Origin of the sequence: Acinetobacter sp. AL9, assembly GCF_041464035.1 — a bacterium.
Lineage (GTDB): Bacteria > Pseudomonadota > Gammaproteobacteria > Pseudomonadales > Moraxellaceae > Acinetobacter > Acinetobacter towneri.
Genome location: NZ_JAYFSK010000046.1, coordinates 1 through 19,665, shown reverse-complemented (window position 1 = coordinate 19,665; position 19,665 = coordinate 1). Strand labels below are relative to the sequence as shown.

General features: G+C 40.1%; 18 protein-coding genes and 1 pseudogene. 7 read left to right on the top strand and 12 right to left on the bottom strand.

What is annotated here, in order from left to right; translation table 11 throughout:
• On the top strand, positions 1-752 hold a 752-nt coding region (locus tag ACEO2X_RS10435), incomplete at its 5' end, for an IS256 family transposase (RefSeq protein WP_371972009.1).
• A gap of 224 nt (positions 753-976) precedes the next feature.
• Here the strand turns inward: ACEO2X_RS10435 and accC are convergent.
• The 5 genes from accC to ACEO2X_RS10410 all read right to left on the bottom strand — a co-directional run bounded on the left by accC (position 977) and on the right by ACEO2X_RS10410 (position 6,295).
• On the bottom strand, positions 977-2,344 hold the full coding sequence (gene accC, locus ACEO2X_RS10430) for an acetyl-CoA carboxylase biotin carboxylase subunit (protein WP_179995606.1): 1,368 nt from the start codon (positions 2,342-2,344) through the stop codon (positions 977-979).
• 17 nt (positions 2,345-2,361) lie between these two features.
• Positions 2,362-2,784 (bottom strand): acetyl-CoA carboxylase biotin carboxyl carrier protein, encoded by a 423-nt coding sequence (gene accB, locus ACEO2X_RS10425; protein ID WP_004973838.1) that lies wholly within the window; start codon positions 2,782-2,784, stop codon positions 2,362-2,364.
• 16 nt (positions 2,785-2,800) lie between these two features.
• Positions 2,801-3,256, bottom strand: coding sequence for a type II 3-dehydroquinate dehydratase (aroQ, locus tag ACEO2X_RS10420; RefSeq protein ID WP_096902340.1), 456 nt, complete (start codon positions 3,254-3,256; stop codon positions 2,801-2,803).
• A 967-nt stretch (positions 3,257-4,223) separates the two neighbouring features.
• Positions 4,224-5,630: an ATP-binding protein gene (locus ACEO2X_RS10415; RefSeq protein ID WP_104851943.1), complete on the bottom strand. Its 1,407-nt coding sequence runs from the start codon at positions 5,628-5,630 to the stop codon at positions 4,224-4,226.
• Positions 5,627-6,295: a response regulator transcription factor gene (locus ACEO2X_RS10410; protein WP_104851944.1), complete on the bottom strand. Its 669-nt coding sequence runs from the start codon at positions 6,293-6,295 to the stop codon at positions 5,627-5,629. Before ACEO2X_RS10410 ends, ACEO2X_RS10415 begins: the two co-directional genes overlap by 4 nt.
• Positions 6,296-6,465: 170 nt before the next feature.
• On the opposite strand from ACEO2X_RS10410, the gene dsbD reads away from it, so the two are divergent.
• From dsbD to dsbG, 3 genes are read left to right on the top strand one after another with little or no spacing between them, the layout of a single operon-like run.
• The gene (dsbD, locus tag ACEO2X_RS10405) at positions 6,466-8,529 is read left to right on the top strand and encodes a protein-disulfide reductase DsbD (protein WP_371972008.1); all 2,064 of its coding nucleotides are present in this window, start codon (positions 6,466-6,468) and stop codon (positions 8,527-8,529) included.
• On the top strand, positions 8,526-9,356 hold the full coding sequence (locus ACEO2X_RS10400) for a redoxin domain-containing protein (protein ID WP_371972007.1): 831 nt from the start codon (positions 8,526-8,528) through the stop codon (positions 9,354-9,356). Before dsbD ends, ACEO2X_RS10400 begins: the two co-directional genes overlap by 4 nt.
• A 60-nt stretch (positions 9,357-9,416) precedes the next feature.
• Positions 9,417-10,175, top strand: a complete 759-nt coding sequence (gene dsbG, locus ACEO2X_RS10395) for a thiol:disulfide interchange protein DsbG (RefSeq protein WP_371972006.1) — start codon at positions 9,417-9,419, stop codon at positions 10,173-10,175.
• Positions 10,176-10,284: 109 nt separating this feature from the next.
• Here the strand turns inward: dsbG and ACEO2X_RS10390 are convergent, their stop codons facing one another.
• Both ACEO2X_RS10390 and ACEO2X_RS10385 read right to left on the bottom strand, forming a co-directional pair.
• A complete protein-coding gene (locus tag ACEO2X_RS10390; protein ID WP_178867712.1) occupies positions 10,285-10,914 on the bottom strand; it encodes a class I SAM-dependent methyltransferase in 630 nt (209 codons plus the stop codon).
• Positions 10,915-10,944: 30 nt separating this feature from the next.
• Positions 10,945-11,292, bottom strand: a complete 348-nt coding sequence (locus tag ACEO2X_RS10385) for a carboxymuconolactone decarboxylase family protein (RefSeq protein ID WP_004973824.1) — start codon at positions 11,290-11,292, stop codon at positions 10,945-10,947.
• Positions 11,293-11,585: 293 nt separating this feature from the next.
• On the opposite strand from ACEO2X_RS10385, the gene ACEO2X_RS10380 reads away from it, so the two are divergent.
• Positions 11,586-13,793 carry an OsmC domain/YcaO domain-containing protein gene (locus tag ACEO2X_RS10380; RefSeq protein WP_004973821.1) on the top strand — a complete coding sequence of 736 codons (2,208 nt, stop codon included), beginning with the start codon at positions 11,586-11,588 and terminating at the stop codon, positions 13,791-13,793.
• A gap of 180 nt (positions 13,794-13,973) precedes the next feature.
• Here the strand turns inward: ACEO2X_RS10380 and ACEO2X_RS10375 are convergent, their stop codons facing one another.
• The 4 genes from ACEO2X_RS10375 to ACEO2X_RS10360 all read right to left on the bottom strand — a co-directional run bounded on the left by ACEO2X_RS10375 (position 13,974) and on the right by ACEO2X_RS10360 (position 16,655).
• The gene (locus tag ACEO2X_RS10375; protein ID WP_004973819.1) at positions 13,974-14,288 is read right to left on the bottom strand and encodes a DNA-binding transcriptional regulator; all 315 of its coding nucleotides are present in this window, start codon (positions 14,286-14,288) and stop codon (positions 13,974-13,976) included.
• Positions 14,285-14,593, bottom strand: coding sequence for a transcriptional regulator (locus tag ACEO2X_RS10370; protein ID WP_096902348.1), 309 nt, complete (start codon positions 14,591-14,593; stop codon positions 14,285-14,287). The genes ACEO2X_RS10375 and ACEO2X_RS10370 overlap by 4 nt, the downstream gene beginning before the upstream one ends.
• Positions 14,594-14,704: 111 nt before the next feature.
• A complete protein-coding gene (locus tag ACEO2X_RS10365) occupies positions 14,705-16,000 on the bottom strand; it encodes a DUF4113 domain-containing protein (RefSeq protein WP_371972005.1) in 1,296 nt (431 codons plus the stop codon).
• Between the two features lie 40 nt (positions 16,001-16,040).
• Positions 16,041-16,655, bottom strand: coding sequence for a LexA family protein (locus tag ACEO2X_RS10360; protein ID WP_371972004.1), 615 nt, complete (start codon positions 16,653-16,655; stop codon positions 16,041-16,043).
• 198 nt (positions 16,656-16,853) lie between these two features.
• Here ACEO2X_RS10360 and ACEO2X_RS10355 point away from each other — a divergent pair, with 198 nt between their 5' ends.
• Together ACEO2X_RS10355 and ACEO2X_RS10350 are read left to right on the top strand one after the other, a co-directional pair.
• A complete protein-coding gene (locus ACEO2X_RS10355; RefSeq protein WP_371972003.1) occupies positions 16,854-17,435 on the top strand; it encodes a hypothetical protein in 582 nt (193 codons plus the stop codon).
• Between the two features lie 92 nt (positions 17,436-17,527).
• Positions 17,528-18,715, top strand: a complete 1,188-nt coding sequence (locus ACEO2X_RS10350) for a phosphotransferase enzyme family protein (RefSeq protein ID WP_371972002.1) — start codon at positions 17,528-17,530, stop codon at positions 18,713-18,715.
• Between the two features lie 245 nt (positions 18,716-18,960).
• Here the strand turns inward: ACEO2X_RS10350 and ACEO2X_RS10345 are convergent.
• Positions 18,961-19,665 (bottom strand): annotated as a pseudogene (locus tag ACEO2X_RS10345) (IS3 family transposase); the annotation flags it as partial.

The window sequence follows — 19,665 nt, the reverse complement described above, 5'->3', positions numbered from 1 at the left end:
ATCCCTTTGTTTGGTTAGATGCCATACATTACAAAGTGAAGGATAAAGGTGTTTATGTGAGCAAAGCGATCTATACCATTTTAGCTTTAAATGTTGAAGGTAAGAAGGAACTACTCGGCTTGCATTTATCGGAAAGCGAAGGGGCGAACCATTGGCTTAGTGTACTGACAGACCTACAAAATCGTGGTGTTCAGGATATTCTGATTGCCTGCCTTGCGAAGCAGCGCTTCTCAGGACTAAAAGGTTTCCCCGAAGCCATAGCAGCGATTTACCCTCAAACAGAAATACAACTGTGTATCGTTCATCAAATTCGTAATTCTTTACGCTATGTTGCCAGTAAAGATCAGAAGGCATTTATGGCTGATTTAAAGCCAATTTACCGTGCTGATACCAAAGGGGCGGCAGAAGTAGCACTGGATGAGCTAGAAGAAAAATGGGGCGAAAAATATGGTGTGGTCATTCAGTCATGGCGTACCAAATGGCATCTACTATCCGCCTATTTCAAATACCCTAAAGCAATTAGGAAGCCGATTTACACCACCAATGCCGTTGAAGCCGTACATCGTCAATTCCGCAAACTAACCAAAACCAAAGGAGCTTTCCCCAATGAGGATAGTCTGATGAAATTACTGTATATTGGTATTCAACAGGCATCAGAAAAATGGACAATGCCTATTCAGGAATGGGGACAAACGATTACTCAATTATCCATTTACTTTGAAGGTCGATTAGATGATATAATTAAAATCTAGTCAAATTTACTGACACAGAATTTTGAACGCCCTCGCATCATTCGATGATCTAAAATGATCTCAGTTTTTAAATCAATTTTTAAACCAATACTCCATTTGGAGTATTGGTTTTTTATTCATACTGATCTGCATAGATTAACGGTTTAGCTTTTATTCTCAACAATAAAAAAGAGCTGACGTTGAATCATCAGCTCTTTATTTTAAACTTAAGCAACCTTAATTACTTATGCTTTTTCTTCTTCATTGCCAGCAAGTTGCTTTAGCAAATGCTTTTCAAGATAGTGAATATCCATTGCTTGTTTGCAGAAGTTTTTATCTTGCAGAATCAAGTCTTTGTGCAAAGGAATGTTGGTTTTAATTCCTGTTAAGATAGTTTCATCCAAAGCTTGACGCATACGCGCAATACTGGTTTCACGATCTTTACCATGCACAATCAGTTTAGCAATCATTGAGTCGTAATACGGCGGAATGCTATAACCTTCGTAGATGTGTGAATCTACACGAACACCTGCGCCACCTGGAGCATAGAAGTGTTCAATTTTACCCGGTGAAGGTAAGAAGGTAGTTGGGTCTTCAGCGTTAATACGACATTCGATTGCGTGACCACGAATTTCAACCTGATCTTGCTCAATGTCTAAACCTAGACCTGCAGCAATACGCAATTGTTGTTCAATGATGTCAATGCCTGTCACCATTTCAGTTACAGGGTGCTCAACTTGAACACGGGTATTCATTTCAATGAAGAAGTATTCGTCATCTTCAAATAAGAATTCGAAAGTACCTGCACCACGGTATTGCATTAATTTACATGCATTAACACACGCTTCTAAAATATCGGCACGTGCTTGTTCTGGTAAGTTAGGTGCTGGCGCTTCTTCAAGTACTTTTTGGTGACGGCGTTGTAAAGAACAGTCGCGGTCATAAAGGTGAATTGCGTGACCATTACCATCAGCCAATACTTGTACTTCTACGTGGCGTGGTTTTTGTAAGAAACGTTCCATATAGACCGTATCATCACCAAACCACATTTCTGCATCACGTTGAGCCGCTTGAACTGATTCAAGCAGGGTGTCTACGCGCTCTACAATACGCATACCACGACCACCACCACCAGCAGCCGCTTTTACAATGAGCGGGAAACCAATTTCTTTGGCTTCAGCTAAAGCATTGTGTGGTGTAACGGCGTGTGCTGAACCCGGTACAGTTGGTACGCCAGCTTTACGCATTGCAGTAATTGCAGAAACTTTGTTACCCATTAAGCGAATATGCTCAGGGCGTGGACCAATGAAAATGAAACCTGAACTTTCTACAATTTCAGCAAATTCGGCATTTTCAGCAAGGAAACCATAACCAGGGTGAATGGCATCTGCACCTGTAATTTCTGCTGCAGTAATAATTGCAGGAATATTCAGGTAACTTTCACTGCTCGCACCCGGACCAATACACACGGCTTCATCACAAAAGCGTAAGTGCATCAGGTCTTTATCGGCATCTGAATAGATACCCACGGTTTTGATCCCTAAAGTTTTGCAAGCTCGGGTGATGCGCAGGGCAATCTCACCACGGTTTGCAATTAAAACTTTTTGCAACATTGTGAATCCCCGAGGTCTTAAGCGCGGTAGCGGAAGAGTGGTTGACCAAATTGAATCACTTCGCCATTTTTAACTAGAATTTCTTCAATCACGCCACTTTGAGTTGCTTCAATTGGGTTCATGATTTTCATTGCTTCGATAATGCCAAGCGTTTCACCAGCAGAAACAGTTTGACCCACTTTAATAAATGGTGCTTCACCTGGGCTTGGTGCTGCATAGAACACGCCAACCATTGGAGAAGTTTCAACAGCACCACGTGGTGAAGATTTAGGTGCAGATGGTACTTCTGCAGAAGGTGCAGGCATTGCAGGAACTGCTGCCGCTACTACTGGACTGCGACGAGTTAATGCAATCGACTGATCGCCTTCTTTAACTTCAATCGCTTGTAAGTCAGATTCAATCATCAAGTCGATGAGTTTCTTGATTTTACGAATATCCATGGACAGTATTCCTAGTTTAAGATTGTGTAGTAGGTTGAATTTTTTCAAGAACAAAGTCGAGTGCTGCGGCATAGCCTTTTGCGCCTAAACCGCAAATCACACCAATGGCTTTGTCTGATAAATATGAATGATGTCTAAACGCCTCACGTGCATGCACATTCGACAAATGGACTTCAAGAAATGGAATAGCGACCCCTAACAAGGCATCACGTACCGCAACAGAGGTATGCGTTAATGCAGCAGGGTTAATAATGATATATTGTGTGCCATCTAACGCGGCTTGATGAATTCGGTCTACAATTGCGCCTTCCCAATTACTTTGGAAAGTATCTATAGAAATTGATGCTTTTTGCGCTTGTGAAATGAGCTGTTGATTTATATCCTCAAGAGTGAGGTAACCATAAACTTCGGGTTCACGCTTTCCTAGCAAATTTAGATTCGGTCCATGAATAACCAAAATGGTCGAACTCATTCCGCTTGCTCCAATAAATAATTGCAATAATACTTTGCAAGATGTCTGCAAAGTTTGCTAATTATGGCATAAAATTCCACATTTTTTTTGTAATTTGTTTAATTTGACGTAGAAAGCGTGTGCCAAAATGAGGCTCTATAATGAAAACTTTGCAGGGAATTCGCAATGTTAAAAAATTACATTTTTAGTTTTTTTTGCTGATTTTTATATTCTAAAACAACTGACCAAATCTATTCATTTGTTTTCTGTAACGACTGATCAAGCGAGTGACTTGAACTGGTTTGATTCGGAATGTCAAAGCCAGAAAACAACCAACATCAATATCGCATTTCTTTATAGCATGATATTTCGTTGCTGTTTATAAAAAATGGCGATTCCATTTTTTCAGTTCATTCAAAGTAGATGACCACACAAACTGCAGTGGATCATCTAATACGTTTTGTGATCATCGTTCAAGTGGTTATGGATTCGATAGAAAGATCATTTCGATAATAAGATATTTTAAAAATTCAACTTTATTTAAATAAAACATGAGCTTAAATGGAATGCTTTGATTGATATATTTATCTATATTTTAGTCTGGAATAGATGCTCCTACGCTGCGTATTATATTTTGAGTGGGGTGCTGTTGGTTTTATGTACACTTTAATTAAGTTGTAGATTGATCACAAGACCAAGCACATGCACGATCTGCACGGATATCTACCTCATTTAAAAATATGACGTGGTATCGAACAAAAAAACGGTGATGAAAGTTTCAGCAATTTTTTTCTAGCCAATTTTCTTCTACTCAATAGCCCGCAGCATCTACATCATAGATAAAATTTTAGAACGCATTGACCTTTTATTTCAAAAATCACCTTAAAAATGGCGTTATCGTAAAGTAGAGCAATATGTTCGGTATTGGCAAAAGTTAAGTGATCTTGTTCTGAATCTTGCTTTATTTGCTGTTAAAGCTCAGAAAAGCTTAATCCGTCTGTTGTTTCTCTGTTGCAGAAGGTGCTGCATCAAAACTGACAATCACTTTTAAACCTTGCGGTTGGTTAGCCTGAAATTGAAGTAGGTAGCCATATTGCTCTAATAATACTTTGACTAGAGTTAGACCTAAGCCATAGCCTTGTTTATGCGCAGATTTACGCCAAAAACGCTGAGTCAGAATGGTAAAATCATCTTCATTCAGGCTTTTGCCTTGGTCTGCAATGATCAATTGCAGGTCTTGCATATAAATTTGAATGTTTGGCGCATCCTCTGCATGCAAATAAGCATTTTGAATCAAGTTTTTCAGTACCATGTGCAACGCAGGCGCTGGAATATTAATGTGTTGTGCTACCAAACTCGCCCAATCAATCTGTAATTTCGCTGATAAATTGGGATATTCCACAGTCAGTTCCGACAAGACTGTTTCTAATACGCTACGCATATCTGCATGGCTATGTGCCGCTTGAATACCTGCTTCAGTTTGACTGAGCAATAACAGTTGTTCCAAAAGTTGTTGATAACGTTGGATGCTGCGTTCTGCGTGTTTTAAATTGTCGATGACTTTGGCTGTATCTTGGGCAGATGCGGTTTGATTCAACATCAATTGGCTCAGTTGCACATGCGTTTTAATAGCCGTTAACGGCGTGCGCAGTTCATGCGCAGCAAATGCACTAAAGTTTTTTTCGTGTTCCAGACTTTTATGTAGGCGTTCAATCAGCATCAATAAGTTATCGACAAAAGGCTGAATTTCTTTAGGAATTTTTTGTGATCTCAGTTCAATTAAATAACGAGAAGCTTCATCTAAAGATTGTTTTTTCTGAATTAAGTGGCGGGTGATGTGATCGAGCGGTAAAAACTCCAGACGGATAATCCACAAAATTAGCAAAATACAAATAATCAAAGTAAGCAGTAAAGGAATCAGTACCGACTGTAAAATTTGTTTAAGTAGGTTTTGCCGTAACTGAATTTTTTCAGCCACCACCACCTGAACTTCACCTTCACGCAGTACATAACTACGCCATTGCAGTCCATTTTCTGTCCATGTGCTGAAACCGACTTGTTGGTTTTTTAAATTTTTCGGTGCGCCTTGAGTGCGTGCAATCACATGCTGTGGTAATGAAACATCGGCACGGAAAATAGAGACTTCACAAGCAATTAAACTATGTAGCAAGGCATTTTCTGATTCGGCATGCAAACTTTCTGTGAGTTGTTCTAGGGGCAGTTGCTGAATCAGGCGGGCGACCATACGGGCTGAGGTAGAAAGTCGTTCATCCAGCGTATTTTGTAAGCGTTGTTCCAAGTCATGGTAGAGCCATGCAAAGACAATCACCCACAGCAAAATAAATGCACAGCTGATGGTCGATACCAAACGCCATTTCAGACTGTAGTTTTTCATGTCAGCAGCTCAGGTTTAAAGATGTAGCCGACACCACGCACCGTTTGAATAAAATCGGGGTGGATTTTATGCCGTAAATGGTAGATATGCACATTTAAGGCATTGCTTTCGATACTGTCTTGAAAGCCATACACTTTATCTATCAGTTCTTCATTTTTTAAGATTTGGTTCGGATGCCGTAAAAAGGTTTCCAATAGGCTATATTCACGGCGTGAAAGCTGAATGTTTTGTGAATGCCAACTGACTTCTTGTGTATCGAGGTTCATGTGTAACTGACCACTTTGCAGTTGGTTCGATGAATAACCACGATGACGGCGGCTTAATGCATATACACGGGCAATCAGTTCATTTAATTCAAAAGGTTTAGTTAGGTAGTCATCTGCTCCTAAGTTGAGCGCCTGTACGCAGTCTTGAGTATGATTCCGCGCGGTTAATACCAATACTGGAATATGAATGGCATCTTTACGCCAGTTTTCGAGTAACTGTAAACCATCTTGGTCAGGCAGACCTAAATCGAGCAGGCACAGATCTACCGCACTATGACGTATGAAGTAATCGGCATCGCGCGCGTTATTCACGTGTTCGACTGAAATACTTAAAAATTCGAGTGCTGCCACAATACTTTGGGCAATATAAGGATCATCTTCCACCAAAACGACGAACATATTTGCTCCTATACCACAGTCAGCCCAATATATGACACATCTCGATCACGCCACAAATTTAGATTAGGCACCTACAATGCTCAAGTTTACAAAGAAAAATCTTTATTAATGTTCTCTTAATCTACACTTACCGATAATACAGTCAGTTTTTTAATTTTTAGTATAAATACATGATTTTTATTCGCGTCATTGCTTATTTTGTGTTGAGTCTGTGTGCGGTGTGGGTCAATGCTGCCAATGAATTTTTAGCGTCCGATCAAGCTTTTAAGTTTCAGGCGACGTCATTGTCTGAACAAACGGTTGAACTGAAATGGGATGTCGCACCGCATTACTATTTATATCACGATCAATTCAAAGTCAGTCAGGCTCAAAAGCCGCTTGCTTTTAAATTGCCTGCAGGGCAGGAAAAAGATGATCCGACTTTCGGGCTGACACGTGTGCATTATGGGCAAGTGACAACACAGATTCAGGTGAAGCCTAATCAGCAATATCAAATTACTTGGCAAGGCTGCGCTGAAGATGGTTTGTGTTATCCCGTACAGCGTAAAACGATTCAAACCGATGCCGATGGTTTATTGCCACAGCATAATTTAAGTGCGGGCAAAGGTAATTTACTTCAGCAACTCAATCAGAATAATCAGGCTGCTTTAAACACTAACTTAAATGATGCAGATAAGCATCAAGCCAATGGTTCTAGTACACAAAAACAAGTTACGACAACTGCAAATACTGTAACGACAAAAGAACTCAAACTTGAACAGAAAACGCTAGAAAACAAAGCACAGCTTGCTGAAAATGCGGTTGCTGTAACACAAGCTGATCCTAAACTTACCCCTGAACCAGTAGAAAACGTTGATTTAGCAAATTCCTTAGAGATTGAAAATACAGATACGGCGTTGACAGACAATACATTCGCTGCATCAGCCAATTCAAGCAATACGGAAACAGCCAGTAGTACGAGTCTGAATCAGCAATGGAACAATGATCAATTTTTCCTGAATTTATTGTCTGGGCAAGGGTTGTTACTGAATGCGTTTATCTTTTTAGGTTTTGGGGTATTACTGGCTTTTTTACCGTGTTCATTGCCGCTGATTCCAATTCTTTCTGGCATTTTGGTGCAGCGCAATACAGGCTATAAAGCGGCAGCAATTGCGATCACCTTTATCGTCAGTATGGCGCTAGTCTATGGCTTGATGGGCGTTGTTGCGTCACACATTGGTTATAGCGTACAGCGTTGGTTCCAAAATCCCGTAGTGATTGCAGTTTTTGCTATGTTGTTTGTGCTCTTTGCTTTAAACCTGTTTGGACTGTATCAGTTGTCATTACCACAAGCAGTGTTACAGCGTTTAGATCGTATTCAGCAATATCAAAAAGGCGGTACTTTATTGGGTGCGGGCGTTATGGGGGTGATTTCTGCACTGATTGTCGGGCCATGTATGAGTGCGCCTTTAGCGGGAGCATTGCTGTACGTCTCACATTTGGATCAAGCAGGATTGGGTGGTTTATATTTGTTCCTGCTCGGTTTAGGTATGGGAATTCCTTTACTTATTGCCAGCGTGTTTGGCGCGAAATATTTGCCAAAGCCAGGTTTGTGGATGGAACGGCTAAAATTTAGCTTTGGTTTTATCATGTTGGCAATGGCTTTGTATTTTGCTCGTCCGCTATTTTCTGTGACTTGGTACTATGTTGCTTTTGCTGTGGTGTTATTTGCCTTCGCTGCATATTTAATTGCAATTTTGCGCCACGTGTTACATCGTCCACAGCGTTTTTCGTTATTGGCTTTGGCGGCAGTAATCGCCAGTAGTGGAATTTGGCATGTCAATCAGAGTATTGCCAGTGTCAATGCGCAGGTACAAGCAGACCAATTACAGCCATGGATCAAAGTACGCACAGAACAAGAGTTGAATGCAGCTTTGGCCGCACATGCTCATCAAAAGATTGTGATTGATGTCTATGCCGATTGGTGTGTGGCGTGTCAGCCGATTGAGCGTGATGTGATTCCTCGTACCGATGTGCAAGATGCTTTAAAGCATGTGGTGCGGATTAAACTCGACTTAACCGAACAGCATCCTTCACAAGATGCCTTATTGAAAAAATGGCAGATTTTAGGGCCGCCAACGTTGTTATTTTTGGCAGATCCACAACGGGAACAACGTGAATTGCGTCTAACAGGTGCTTATAACGCAGCGCAATTGATTCAAAATATTCATCAACTGCAAGAGGCTGCGCCATGATTCAATCCGCAGTCTTGCAGTTAGGCATGTTGATGATTCCATGGCCATTGGTGTTTTTATTGCTAGGACTGATTGTCGTCTTTGCAATGGGTAAATTTTTTCAGCGTCGTTATACATGGAATGCACAGACTTGGACAGGTTATCAGGATGCATTATGGAATGCGCTGTGGATTGGTGCTTTAGTTGGGCGGGCAGTTTTTGTGTTGCAGCATTATGAGCTGTACTTTGCCAACCCGATTGATATTTTAAAAATTCAGGACAAAGGCTTTCATCTGATTGCCGCAGTTATGGCAGGTGTGGCGTGGTTTGTCTGGAAAAATCGCGCTATTCAACGTGTTGTTCTGGCATGGGCAGTTGCGCTCTTTATTACAGTACAAATTGTAGGTTGGAGTCTTATCCAACCTTTGCAGACGCAGCATGCCTATCCCAATCTAGTATTGCACAACCTAGCGCAACAACCTCAAGATTTAGCTCAATTTTCAGGGCAGCCCACGGTGATTAATCTCTGGGCGACTTGGTGTCCAGTTTGTCATCGTGAAATGCCTGTTATGCAACAAGCACAGCAAGATTTCCCTGAGGTCAATTTTGTATTTGCCAATCAAGGCGAATTTGCAGCAGAGATTCAAGCCTATTTACAGAAACATCGATTTCAGTTTGAACACGTGTTATTAGACCCTGCAGCTCGTTTAGGACAACACTTCAATATGTTCGGTTTGCCAAGTACTTTGTTTTTTAATGCACAAGGAGAATTGGTCGATCATCACATGGGTGAATTGACCAAGCCGATGCTGCAGCATTATCTGAAAAAAATACAAGCGAATCCATAAACGCGCTCTTAACGATTTGAAAGAAAACCCGCCGTGAAGCCAAAATTAAGGACAATCAATATGACATCAAACATCAAAAATAACATGCTGAAACTGGCGATAGGTATGAGTCTTGCCAGTAGTGTGAGTATGCTGCAAGCACAGGACAACCTCAAACAGCACAATGAAAAAGAAGGTTTTAAGTTTGTGCAACAAATTCAAGCACCTGCACAAATGACAGGTTGGGCAGGGCATATTGAACAAAGTCCTGCGACAGTGTTTATTTCCAATGATCAGAAATACTATATTGTAGGCACTTTGTTTGATGCACAAGGCAATAATTTAACCGTCGATGCTTTAGACCGTTATGTGAAAAAGTCGGTACTTGAAGATGTGTGGCAAAGTCTGGAACACGCTACTTGGATTCAGGATGGGCAAACCAGTGCTGAAAAAATTGTCTACGTGTTTTCAGACCCGAATTGTCCGTATTGCCATACCTTTTGGAAGCAGGCACGTCCGTGGGTAGAATCTGGCAAAGTTCAGTTAAGACATATTATTGTGGCGGTGATCCGACCTGAAAGCAAAGGGCAGGCCGCGACTTTATTAATGGCGAAAAACCCACAGCAGACCTTTAATGAGTTTCATCGTCAATACGGTCAAAAGAAATTAATTGAACAAAAAAATGTGCCTGTACATGTAGAAAAAACCTTAGAACAGAATCAGGCACTGATGGATAAATACGAGTTCTTTGCTACACCTGTTGTGCTTTGGAAAAATAAACAGGGCGAATTACAGTCGGTACAAGGAATGCCAAAATCTATGAAAGATGTGTTTGAGTGATTTTAAAAATTTCCGAGCAAATATCTAACTGAATATTCAAATCTAAAGCGCAAAAAAGCTTGCTCTAATTGCATTGGAGCAAGCTTTTTGATGTAAAAGATTCAGTCTTTTATTTCTGAATACGAATCGCAAATTGAATGACGTGGGATTTGCCCTGATGCAGTTTGCCTTCTGAGCGTTCTACATCGCCCACAAAGAAATGAATCAGATGATCGTGTTTAAAATGGCTTAAAAACTCGATAGGATCGTACAGCATTTCTACTGCACGTGGGCCGCCCGTTTTATATTCTAGCTGACGAGTAGAATACAGCTCACCAACAAATAAACCGCCGTTGACCAAAGTTTCGCGCACGCCATTTAACACTTTTTGCTGTGTTTCAGGGTTAAAGTGACCAAATACACAAATCACGTTGTCATATTGATTCGCTGGCCAATTCACCTGACTTAAATCTTGCTTTCGTGTATTTAAACTTAAACCACGTTGCTGTGCATAGCCTTGGGCCTTATCTAAAGCAACTTGCGAGTAGTCCCACAAATCTGCTTCAAATGCTTGCTCATTGGCTTGTGCCACAGCTGCCAAATATAACAAGTTACGACCTTCACCTTCGGCCAAGCCCAAAGTTTTGCCGTGAATAGGCAGTTTTTGCGTAATGTCCTGAATGAACGCATTGGCTTGTTCACCATAAATATGGTCATGTTGGCTATAGCGTTCATCCCATTCATTATGGATATTTGACATAGTTTCGACTCGGTAAATAATTTGATGCTGTTATTCGGCTGTAGATGGAGAAAACTCTTTAAATGCTGCCACGGCGTTTGCGGCATACATGAGTGATGGGCCACCGCCCATATAAACAGCAATACCTAAAATTTCATTCAATTCTTCAAAAGTCATACCCATTTTGACCAAAGTTCTGACGTGAAAACCGATACAACCATCACAGCGTTGTGCTACGCCAATTGCCAGTGCAATAAATTCTTTGGTTTTGGCATCAATTACGCCATCTTTCATCGCAACTTGTGACAGGGCATTAAAACTTTTAAGTAAATCGGGAGATTGTTCTTTAATGGATTTGATATTAGACGAAATTTCAGCAGTGAGTTCGGTATATTTCATGTTGTTTCACCATCAAGCAGATTAGAACCTAAAGATAATATAACATATATTTAAATATATTATGTTTATATATATTAATTAGCAGCTTTGCTTAAATTCAGTAAATCTGTATTTATAGCATTATCAATTCACCTAAATCACTTTATAATGTTGTCGCATATTCTGGAGTCGCTATTATACCGTTGCGATGACTTCAAACCTCATTTTTAAGTCTTATTCTCCCTCTTGATTCGGCTTATAAATCAATATTTTATAATTTTGTGTCTGAGTAGGCACATACAATAGGTGCCTGCATGGAAATTAAAGTCAATTATTTAGACAACTTGCGTCTTGAAGCTAAATTTGACGATTTTACCGTCATTGCCGATCAGCCCATCCGTTATAAAGGCGATGGTTCTGCGCCAGGCCCATTTGATTATTTCCTTGCGTCATCTGCATTGTGTGCTGCGTATTTCGTGAAGGTTTATTGCCAATCACGTGATATTCCAACCGATAATATCCGCTTATCTCAAAACAATATTGTCGATCCTGAAAACCGCTATAAGCAGATTTTTAAAATTCAGGTGGAATTGCCTGCAGATATTTCTGAAAAAGACCGTCAGGGGATTTTACGTTCTATTGACCGTTGTACCGTAAAGAAAGTCGTGCAAACAGGCCCTGAGTTTGTGATTGAGCAAGTCGAAAGCATTGATGCCGATGCACAAGCTTTGCTGATGCCGAACTTGACTTCATCTCAAGCGACCTTTATTGCAGGTAAAGATTTACCGCTTGAAGAAACCATTGCCAATATGTCAGGTATTTTGGCAGGTTTGGGCATGAAAATTGAGATTGCCTCATGGCGTAATATCGTACCCAATGTCTGGTCATTACATATTCGTGATGCGCAATCGCCAATGTGTTTTACCAATGGTAAAGGCGCAACTAAAGAAAGTGCATTAGCATCTGCTTTGGGTGAATTCATCGAGCGTTTGAACTGTAACTTCTTCTATAACGATCAGTTCTGGGGCGAAGAGATTGCCAATGCCGAGTTTGTGCATTATCCAAATGAAAAATGGTTTAAACCTGGCCCAAATGGTGAATTGCCTAAAGAAATTTTAGATGAGTATTGCCTAGAAATTTATGATCCTGAAGATGAGTTGCTGGGCACACATTTATATGACACCAACTCAGGCAATACTGAACGTGGTATTTGTTCATTGCCATTTGTGCGTCAATCCGATGGTGAAACGGTATATTTCCCATCAAATTTAATTGAAAACTTATATTTAAGTAACGGGATGAGTGCAGGTAACACGCTTGCAGAAGCTCAAGTGCAGTGTTTATCTGAAATTTTTGAACGTGCAGTGAAGCGTGAAATTATTCAGGAAGAAATGAGCCTGCCTGATGTACCGCAAGAAGTTTTGGCAAAATATCCAAGTATTGTGGCAGGTATTCAGGCTTTAGAAGAACAAGGTTTCCCAGTATTGGTGAAAGATGCGTCTTTAGGCGGTCAATTCCCTGTCATGTGTGTGACCTTAATGAACCCGCGTACAGGCGGTGTTTTTGCTTCGTTTGGTGCACATCCAAACTTTAAAGTCGCTTTAGAGCGCAGCTTAACTGAACTATTGCAAGGGCGTAGTTTTGAAGGTTTAAATGATTTACCACAGCCGACCTTTAGCACGAATGCGGTAACTGAGCCGAATAACTATGTTGAACACTTTATTGATTCTAGTGGTGTAGTGTCTTGGCGTTTCTTTAGCGCGCAAGCAGACCATGAATTTGTAGAGTGGGATTTCACCAACAATGGTCAATATAGCAATGTCGAAGAAGCTGAGGCTTTATTTGCGATTTTAGAAGAAATGGGCAAAGAATCCTATATGGCGATTTATGAACATTTAGGTGCAACTGCTTGCCGAATTTTAGTCCCTGATTATTCAGAAGTGTATTTGGTAGAAGACCTGATTTGGGATAATACCAATAAAGCTTTGCTGTACCGTGAAGACATTTTAAATCTGCACCGTTTGGATGATGAGCAACTTGAAGCTTTAGTTGAGCGTTTGGAAGAATGTGAGCTAGATGACTATACCGAAATCAAAACCTTAATTGGCATTGAATTTGATGACAATACCGTTTGGGGGCAGCTCACCATCCTCGAATTAAAATTGTTGATTTATTTGGCATTAGAACAGTTTGAAGAAGCTAAAGATTTAGTCGAAGCATTCTTACAATACAACACCAATACCGTAGAACGTGGCTTGTTCTATCAATGTATGAATGTCGTGCTTGAAGTTATTTTAGATGATGAAATGGATATTGCCGATTATGCTGTCAATTTCCGCCGTATGTTTGGCAATGAACGTATGGATGCAGTCATGGGTTCTGTTGAAGGCACAGTACGTTTCTATGGTCTAACCGAAACCAATATGCAGCTTGAAGGTTTAGATCGTCATTTACGTTTAATCGACAGCTACAAAAAACTGCATAAAGCACGTGCCAAGTTTGTTGGGCTGAATAAAGACTAATCTTGCAGAAGTAGAACGCTGTTCTGATTTGAATCACCGTCCAAGAAAAAGACTCGGCTTTAAAAGTCCGAGTCAGGTATTATGGCAACAACATGGTGTTGCATTTCAAATGCTATCTAAGATTTGCTGTTGCTATAGGAAAGGCAAAATAATAACCCTCGTTGTTGAGGGCTATTTCATTTAAGCGAGATGGTCACGAACAAATTGAGGATCTAAAATAAACAATTTAATCAGTGATTGAGCTGCTCCTGAAGGTCTTCTAACACCTTGCTCCCAAGATTCCAATGTACGTTTAGAGATACCTAAAATTTTAGCAAATTGATCTTGAGTGAGTTCAGACTTTCTTCGTGCTAAAGCAACATCTGTTTCATTGATCACAGTTTTTCTTGCTGCGTTATTAGCAAGCATTTGTTTAACGCCTTCTAATAATTCAACATTTAAGTCTCGTTTTGCTTCTCGAGCTTCCAATTCTTTGTCACTTAATAAACGACTCATTTCAGTAACTCCGCTAATTGTCTAAGTGTCTTTTTCTCAAGTTGGGTAATTGTGTCTTTACTATATAAGGTCAATAACCAAATTTCGCCATTTGCTAAACGGTTGTAATAAATTACACGAACACCACCTTGTTTACCTTTACTCTTTCCACCCCATCGAATTTTACGAACGCCGCCAGTACCAGGTTCTACATCTCCTGCTGTAGGGTTCTCGGCAATGAAAATTTTAAAGTCATTGTATTGTTCTTCAGTCCAATAGTAGGGATATTCATTGGTAAAAAAAGTAGTCTCACAGATGGTATACATCAAACACCTTTATACTACTTTGTAGTGTTTAATTGTATACTACTTTGTAGTACTTTTAAGCATTAAATTAGGTCTCATATTGTGAGCTTTTTTAGCCCAATCAAATAACTGCTAATCACCAAGCGCCAATAAACCTTCCCAGCTAAAATAATTCGGGCTTAAATGGCTGCGCTGCATCGCCCAAGTTCGATCTTGCAATTTACATGCACCAATGGCGAGTTTTTGCATACCAAATTTACTTTTCACCGTATCTAATACTTGCTGTAATTGTTCCTGTTTTTCAATGGAGTGCGTATCTGCAAGTAGGTCGGGAATATAGCCTTGCTTTGGCTCAAGTCCTGTTAAAATCACCCCACATTTTTTAAAGACAATACCTTCTTGAAATAGGGTAGAGATATGCTTCATGATGGCTTTGTTCATGATTAAGGCAGAATCTGTTGGCTCATTAAAGGCAATAGTCACCGATTGATTGTAAAAAGCTTGGCGCTGATCAAAACGACTGGATTGCGCAAAAATAATCATACAGGAACATAAACTTTTTTCTTTTCTAAGGCGTTGCACCGCAGATTGTAAATAATCGCTCAGTGCTTCCGAAAGTGCATGAATGTCGGTGACTCGTTGTCCAAAAGAACGTGAGCTGATGATTTGATGTTTACTGGCTGTGGTTTGTTCTAGTTCAATACACGGCGTACCTGTTAGCTCCAATATGGTTTTTTTCATTAAAATTGAAAATTTACGTTGCATTTGCTCAGGATCACTAATTGCTAAATCAAATACAGAATGAATCTTTAAAGCATGCAGTTTTTTGGCAAGTTTTCGACCCACACCCCAGACTTCAGCAACATCAATGTGTTGAAATAAGGCTTCTTTGCTACATAAGTCCATATGGAGTAAATTACACACGCCGTTGAAATAGCTATTTTTCTTGGCGATATGATTGGCCAGTTTGGCTTCAGTTTTACTGTGACCAATACCGACACAGACAGGAAGAGCCAGCCATTGCCATAAAGTTGCTTTAATTTCTTGCGCCCATTCATTTAAGTCGGTCTGAGAATATGAACTCAGTTCAATAAAGGTTTCATCAATTGAATAAATTTCAATGTCTTTGGCACTAACAAATTGTTGAATCGTATTATTAAAACGTCTAGACATTTCCGCATAGAGTGCATAGTTACTTGAAAAGACAGCAACATCATGTTGTTGAATCAATTCTTGAACTTGGTAAAAGGGCACAGCCATTTTAATGCCAAGTTGTTTGGCCTCTTCGGAACGTGATACCACGCAACCATCGTTATTGGAGAGCACCACCACAGGACGATGATTCAAATGTGGTTGAAACAACCGCTCACAGCTCACATAACAATTATTGATGTCAATCAGCGCAAAAATTTGCTTTAAAGGTTTCATTTATATTCTGCTTATTGGGCTTTTATTATGGTGTGCTGGTTTAAGCCATCAAGTTTTTTAAGTTCCACGTCACCACCGCAAAGACTTCAAACGTTTGCCCATCTTTCAGGTAAATGCTGTCATAGTCGGGGCTTTCTGCTTTGAGCCACGCTTCAGGCAAAGTGGCAGGGTCGTAGTCTTCACCAAAATGTTCAGCCAATTCACTTTTGGACATTTTGGCTGTAATCATCAGGCGTTTAATAGTTAGGTCTTTTTGGTCGATTAATGCAACCACAATGCTGCGGTGTTTGGCTTCTTTACTGCGATCTACCAGTACAATATCGCCGTATTCAAGCCCTGCATTCACCATAGAGGTAGTGCGTACCACATTTAAAAAGGTCGCATTTTCATTAGAAATAAGATATTCATTCAGATCAATATTTTTATCAATATAGTCTTGAGCAGGCGAAGGAAAACCTGCAGGAATGGATTCTATTGTTACGGGAAGATGCAGTGTTTTTCTTTTAGAAAGTGCTTGAAAATCATGCTGATTCAGCAATTCAATTTGTTCAAGCAGGGCATTAAGGCTAGGGCTGGGTTTACCATCGCTGCCCATGATTTTTTGTAATGACGCCCAAGCAGCGTCAGAGAAGTAAATGGGTAACTTCTTAGACATGAGATTACTCCTACGCAACGAGGCGTGTTTGAAGTGAAATTTGATGTGTTGATAGCATAGCTGAAAACATGATTAAGATTCAATCTACGTGGATAATTGATTGCTAGATATAGATCACACTCTACGATTGCATAGCTATACAAACACAAGCCTTTCCGTTAGGATTTTTCTATCGCAGCAGCATATTTAGAGATTGGCATGCATATTGTTGAAGACATTTATTTAACGAAAGAAGAAGTTGAATCTTTACTGTTGGGATTAATTAATTCACAACTTGAACCTGAGTTTTTAATGCAGGATTTCATTAAACATCAGGTTTGGTCTTTGGCTGAATATTTTAAGCAAAATACTGAACATGAAATTGACTTTGCGCAAATCAGTTGCCCGATTAAAGTCAAAGCAGAATATCAAAATCATCGTTTGAAACGTCATTTCCTGGTTGAATTTCATCTGACCACCACACCTTTTTTTAATTATGAGCCAGAAGAAAATAGCGTGGCTTACTCCTACATGATGAAAGATTTTTATCTGACCGATATTATTTTTTATGATGCCTATACGGGTGAAAATTTGCAGGCTTGGATGCAAAGAAGATTCGTGATTTTGCAGGGTGAACGTGAAATAGAAGTGAATTCATTGTCATGGTATGCAGATTATAATTTGCCGCAAGTCACACAAAATATTGTGTCTTTTGTGAGTGAAGCTGCTTATGACACAGGTTTAGATCAGATTGTAGATGAAGTGAATTTGCGTTTACGACAAGCCAAGACCGTTAATTAAATAGCTATCATCTATCTAAAAAATGATTATTTGAGATGGATGGCAGGGAATATACGATTACACAATGCTGATCAGGTTAAGGAATATCGAAAATGACCACAATCACACATGATTTAGGTCATGGCATGGGGAATGACTGGGAATATAAAGATTGGGCACATCTGACTGTCTCAGAATTACACAACCTGCAACCGTATTACCCATGCTTGCAAGGGGGTATTCAAATTCTGTGGTGCAGTCCGCGCCCATTTTCTTCGGCAGTGTTGGTTGAAGTCATGCAGGCTTTAGCCAGTACAGGCCAAACAAATTTTCACTCATATTTTATTAAGCGTAGCCATCGTTCATTTCGTAATGCGCAAGATATTTTGCAAGAGCATGCTTTTTTGCGACATTTAGCCAGTAAAAACATTCCTGTTGCGACATTAATTGCCTCGAATTACGGACTGACCGCTTTAGAAATGGGCGACTGGACTTATGAAGTCTACGAAAAAGCAGCAGGTTTTGACTTATATGTCGATCAGCAATCTTGGACGCCTTTTTTCTATACGGAACATGCTGCCAAAGTGGGGAGTTTACTTGCGAAACTGCATGTCGCCATGCAGGATTTTCCTGAGTTACATGGCAGATCGACTCGTTATTTGGTCTCGAATCAGCAGCTTTTAGAAAGTGAAAATATTGTAACGGCTATTCAGCAACGTATTCAAAACAGCCCTGAATTGAGCCGTTATTTTGCCGATAAAAACTTAGACGCCGTTTTTTTAGAGCGTGTATCTCAGACGCATCATAAAATTAAGCATGTATTGCAGCGGGCTACTAAAATTTGGACGCATAATGATTTGCATGCTTCTAATCTGTTTTGGTCTACGCAAAGTGCCGATGCCAATATTACCGCGGTGATTGATTTTGGCTTATCGGATCGAAATTCAGCGCTTTATGATCTTGCGGTAACGATTGAGCGTAACTTTATAGATTGGTTAGCTTTAGAACATACATTACAAATCAATATTGACGAAGCGGGTTTAAGCGCGTTTTTACAGGCGTATTTTGCAGAAATACATCCGCAACAAGACTTTAGCATTTTGCCCGGATTACTAAAAATTGTGCATTTGGATTTCGCATTTTCAGAGCTTGAATATTTTGTCGGGATTACCCAAAACCTGAAACATGCCGATGCTGCTTATTATGATTGGATTGTTGGACATGTAAATTGGTTTTTTGCAGAGCAAGGACAGCAATTTACCCAGACTTTTACTCGATTAATTCAACGCGAATTGTCATAATCTGCACAGCTAAATGCAGGGTGCTGTCTTCAGATATCTTATTTAACATAATATACATTATACGCAATTGGCATGTAAGCCCCAAGTAGAAATGTCCGGTTTCTCCAAAGTAAAAATGTCCGCTTTTAGAATATGCACTTTTGCAATTTTCTTAGCGGACGGTTTGATATGTTGGTGTCTATGTCGGATAAAGAACTTAAACGATTTGAACCGTACCGGGTTTGTCGGAGACTTTTTTATTTAAGTTAGGCCACCTGACCTAACGGGTTAATCTTATCATAGTACATTGCTTCAAACTCAAAAGGTGATACATAACCCAGTGCACTGTGTACACGCTCTTTATTGAACCAATCTACCCAGTTTAGTGTCGCAAGTTGTACATCCGCTAAACCTTGCCAATCCGCTTTTAAATATTCAATCACCTCTGTTTTGTATAAGCCATTCACCGTTTCAGCCAAAGCATTATCGTATGAATCACCGGTCGTACCGACTGATGCTCGTAAATTTGCTGCTTCTAAACGATTGGTATAACGAATGGAAAGATATTGCACGCCTCTGTCACTATGATGAATCACGTTCTTTGGCATGCCTCGATCATGCAATGCTTGCTCCAGTGCATCGAGCACCATATCTGTATTCATACGTGTTGATACTTTCCATCCAACAATTGCTCGCGAGAACACATCAATAATAAAGGCGGTATAGACCCAGCCTGAATGAGTTTGAATATACGTGAAGTCAGCGACCTGAGAAGCACTGCTTCGCAAGGGTCAGGATGATCTGCATTAAAATTGCGTTTTACTAAGTCATCTGCTCGTTTTTAATCATCTCGGCTACGGGTGGTTTGTTTATTCTTACCACGCCAAACACCTTGTATACCTAGCTTCTGCATCAATCGAGCAACTGTACAACGTGCGATAACATAACCTTCACGTTTCAATTGTTGCCAG

Bases quoted from the DNA above. Each gene is read 5' to 3' on its own strand.
- ACEO2X_RS10410 (WP_104851944.1), bottom strand. From the start codon at position 6,295: ATGTTCGTCGTTTTGGTGGAAGATGATCCTTATATTGCCCAAAGTATT.
- aroQ (WP_096902340.1), bottom strand. From the start codon at position 3,256: ATGAGTTCGACCATTTTGGTTATTCATGGACCGAATCTAAATTTGCTA.
- ACEO2X_RS10365 (WP_371972005.1), bottom strand. From the start codon at position 16,000: ATGAAACCTTTAAAGCAAATTTTTGCGCTGATTGACATCAATAATTGT.
- ACEO2X_RS10370 (WP_096902348.1), bottom strand. From the start codon at position 14,593: ATGTATACCATCTGTGAGACTACTTTTTTTACCAATGAATATCCCTAC.
- ACEO2X_RS10375 (WP_004973819.1), bottom strand. From the start codon at position 14,288: ATGAGTCGTTTATTAAGTGACAAAGAATTGGAAGCTCGAGAAGCAAAA.
- ACEO2X_RS10360 (WP_371972004.1), bottom strand. From the start codon at position 16,655: ATGTCTAAGAAGTTACCCATTTACTTCTCTGACGCTGCTTGGGCGTCA.
- dsbG (WP_371972006.1), top strand. From the start codon at position 9,417: ATGACATCAAACATCAAAAATAACATGCTGAAACTGGCGATAGGTATG.
- ACEO2X_RS10385 (WP_004973824.1), bottom strand. From the start codon at position 11,292: ATGAAATATACCGAACTCACTGCTGAAATTTCGTCTAATATCAAATCC.
- ACEO2X_RS10415 (WP_104851943.1), bottom strand. From the start codon at position 5,630: ATGAAAAACTACAGTCTGAAATGGCGTTTGGTATCGACCATCAGCTGT.
- ACEO2X_RS10380 (WP_004973821.1), top strand. From the start codon at position 11,586: ATGGAAATTAAAGTCAATTATTTAGACAACTTGCGTCTTGAAGCTAAA.
- accB (WP_004973838.1), bottom strand. From the start codon at position 2,784: ATGGATATTCGTAAAATCAAGAAACTCATCGACTTGATGATTGAATCT.
- ACEO2X_RS10390 (WP_178867712.1), bottom strand. From the start codon at position 10,914: ATGTCAAATATCCATAATGAATGGGATGAACGCTATAGCCAACATGAC.
- ACEO2X_RS10350 (WP_371972002.1), top strand. From the start codon at position 17,528: ATGACCACAATCACACATGATTTAGGTCATGGCATGGGGAATGACTGG.
- dsbD (WP_371972008.1), top strand. From the start codon at position 6,466: ATGATTTTTATTCGCGTCATTGCTTATTTTGTGTTGAGTCTGTGTGCG.
- ACEO2X_RS10400 (WP_371972007.1), top strand. From the start codon at position 8,526: ATGATTCAATCCGCAGTCTTGCAGTTAGGCATGTTGATGATTCCATGG.
- ACEO2X_RS10355 (WP_371972003.1), top strand. From the start codon at position 16,854: ATGCATATTGTTGAAGACATTTATTTAACGAAAGAAGAAGTTGAATCT.
- accC (WP_179995606.1), bottom strand. From the start codon at position 2,344: ATGTTGCAAAAAGTTTTAATTGCAAACCGTGGTGAGATTGCCCTGCGC.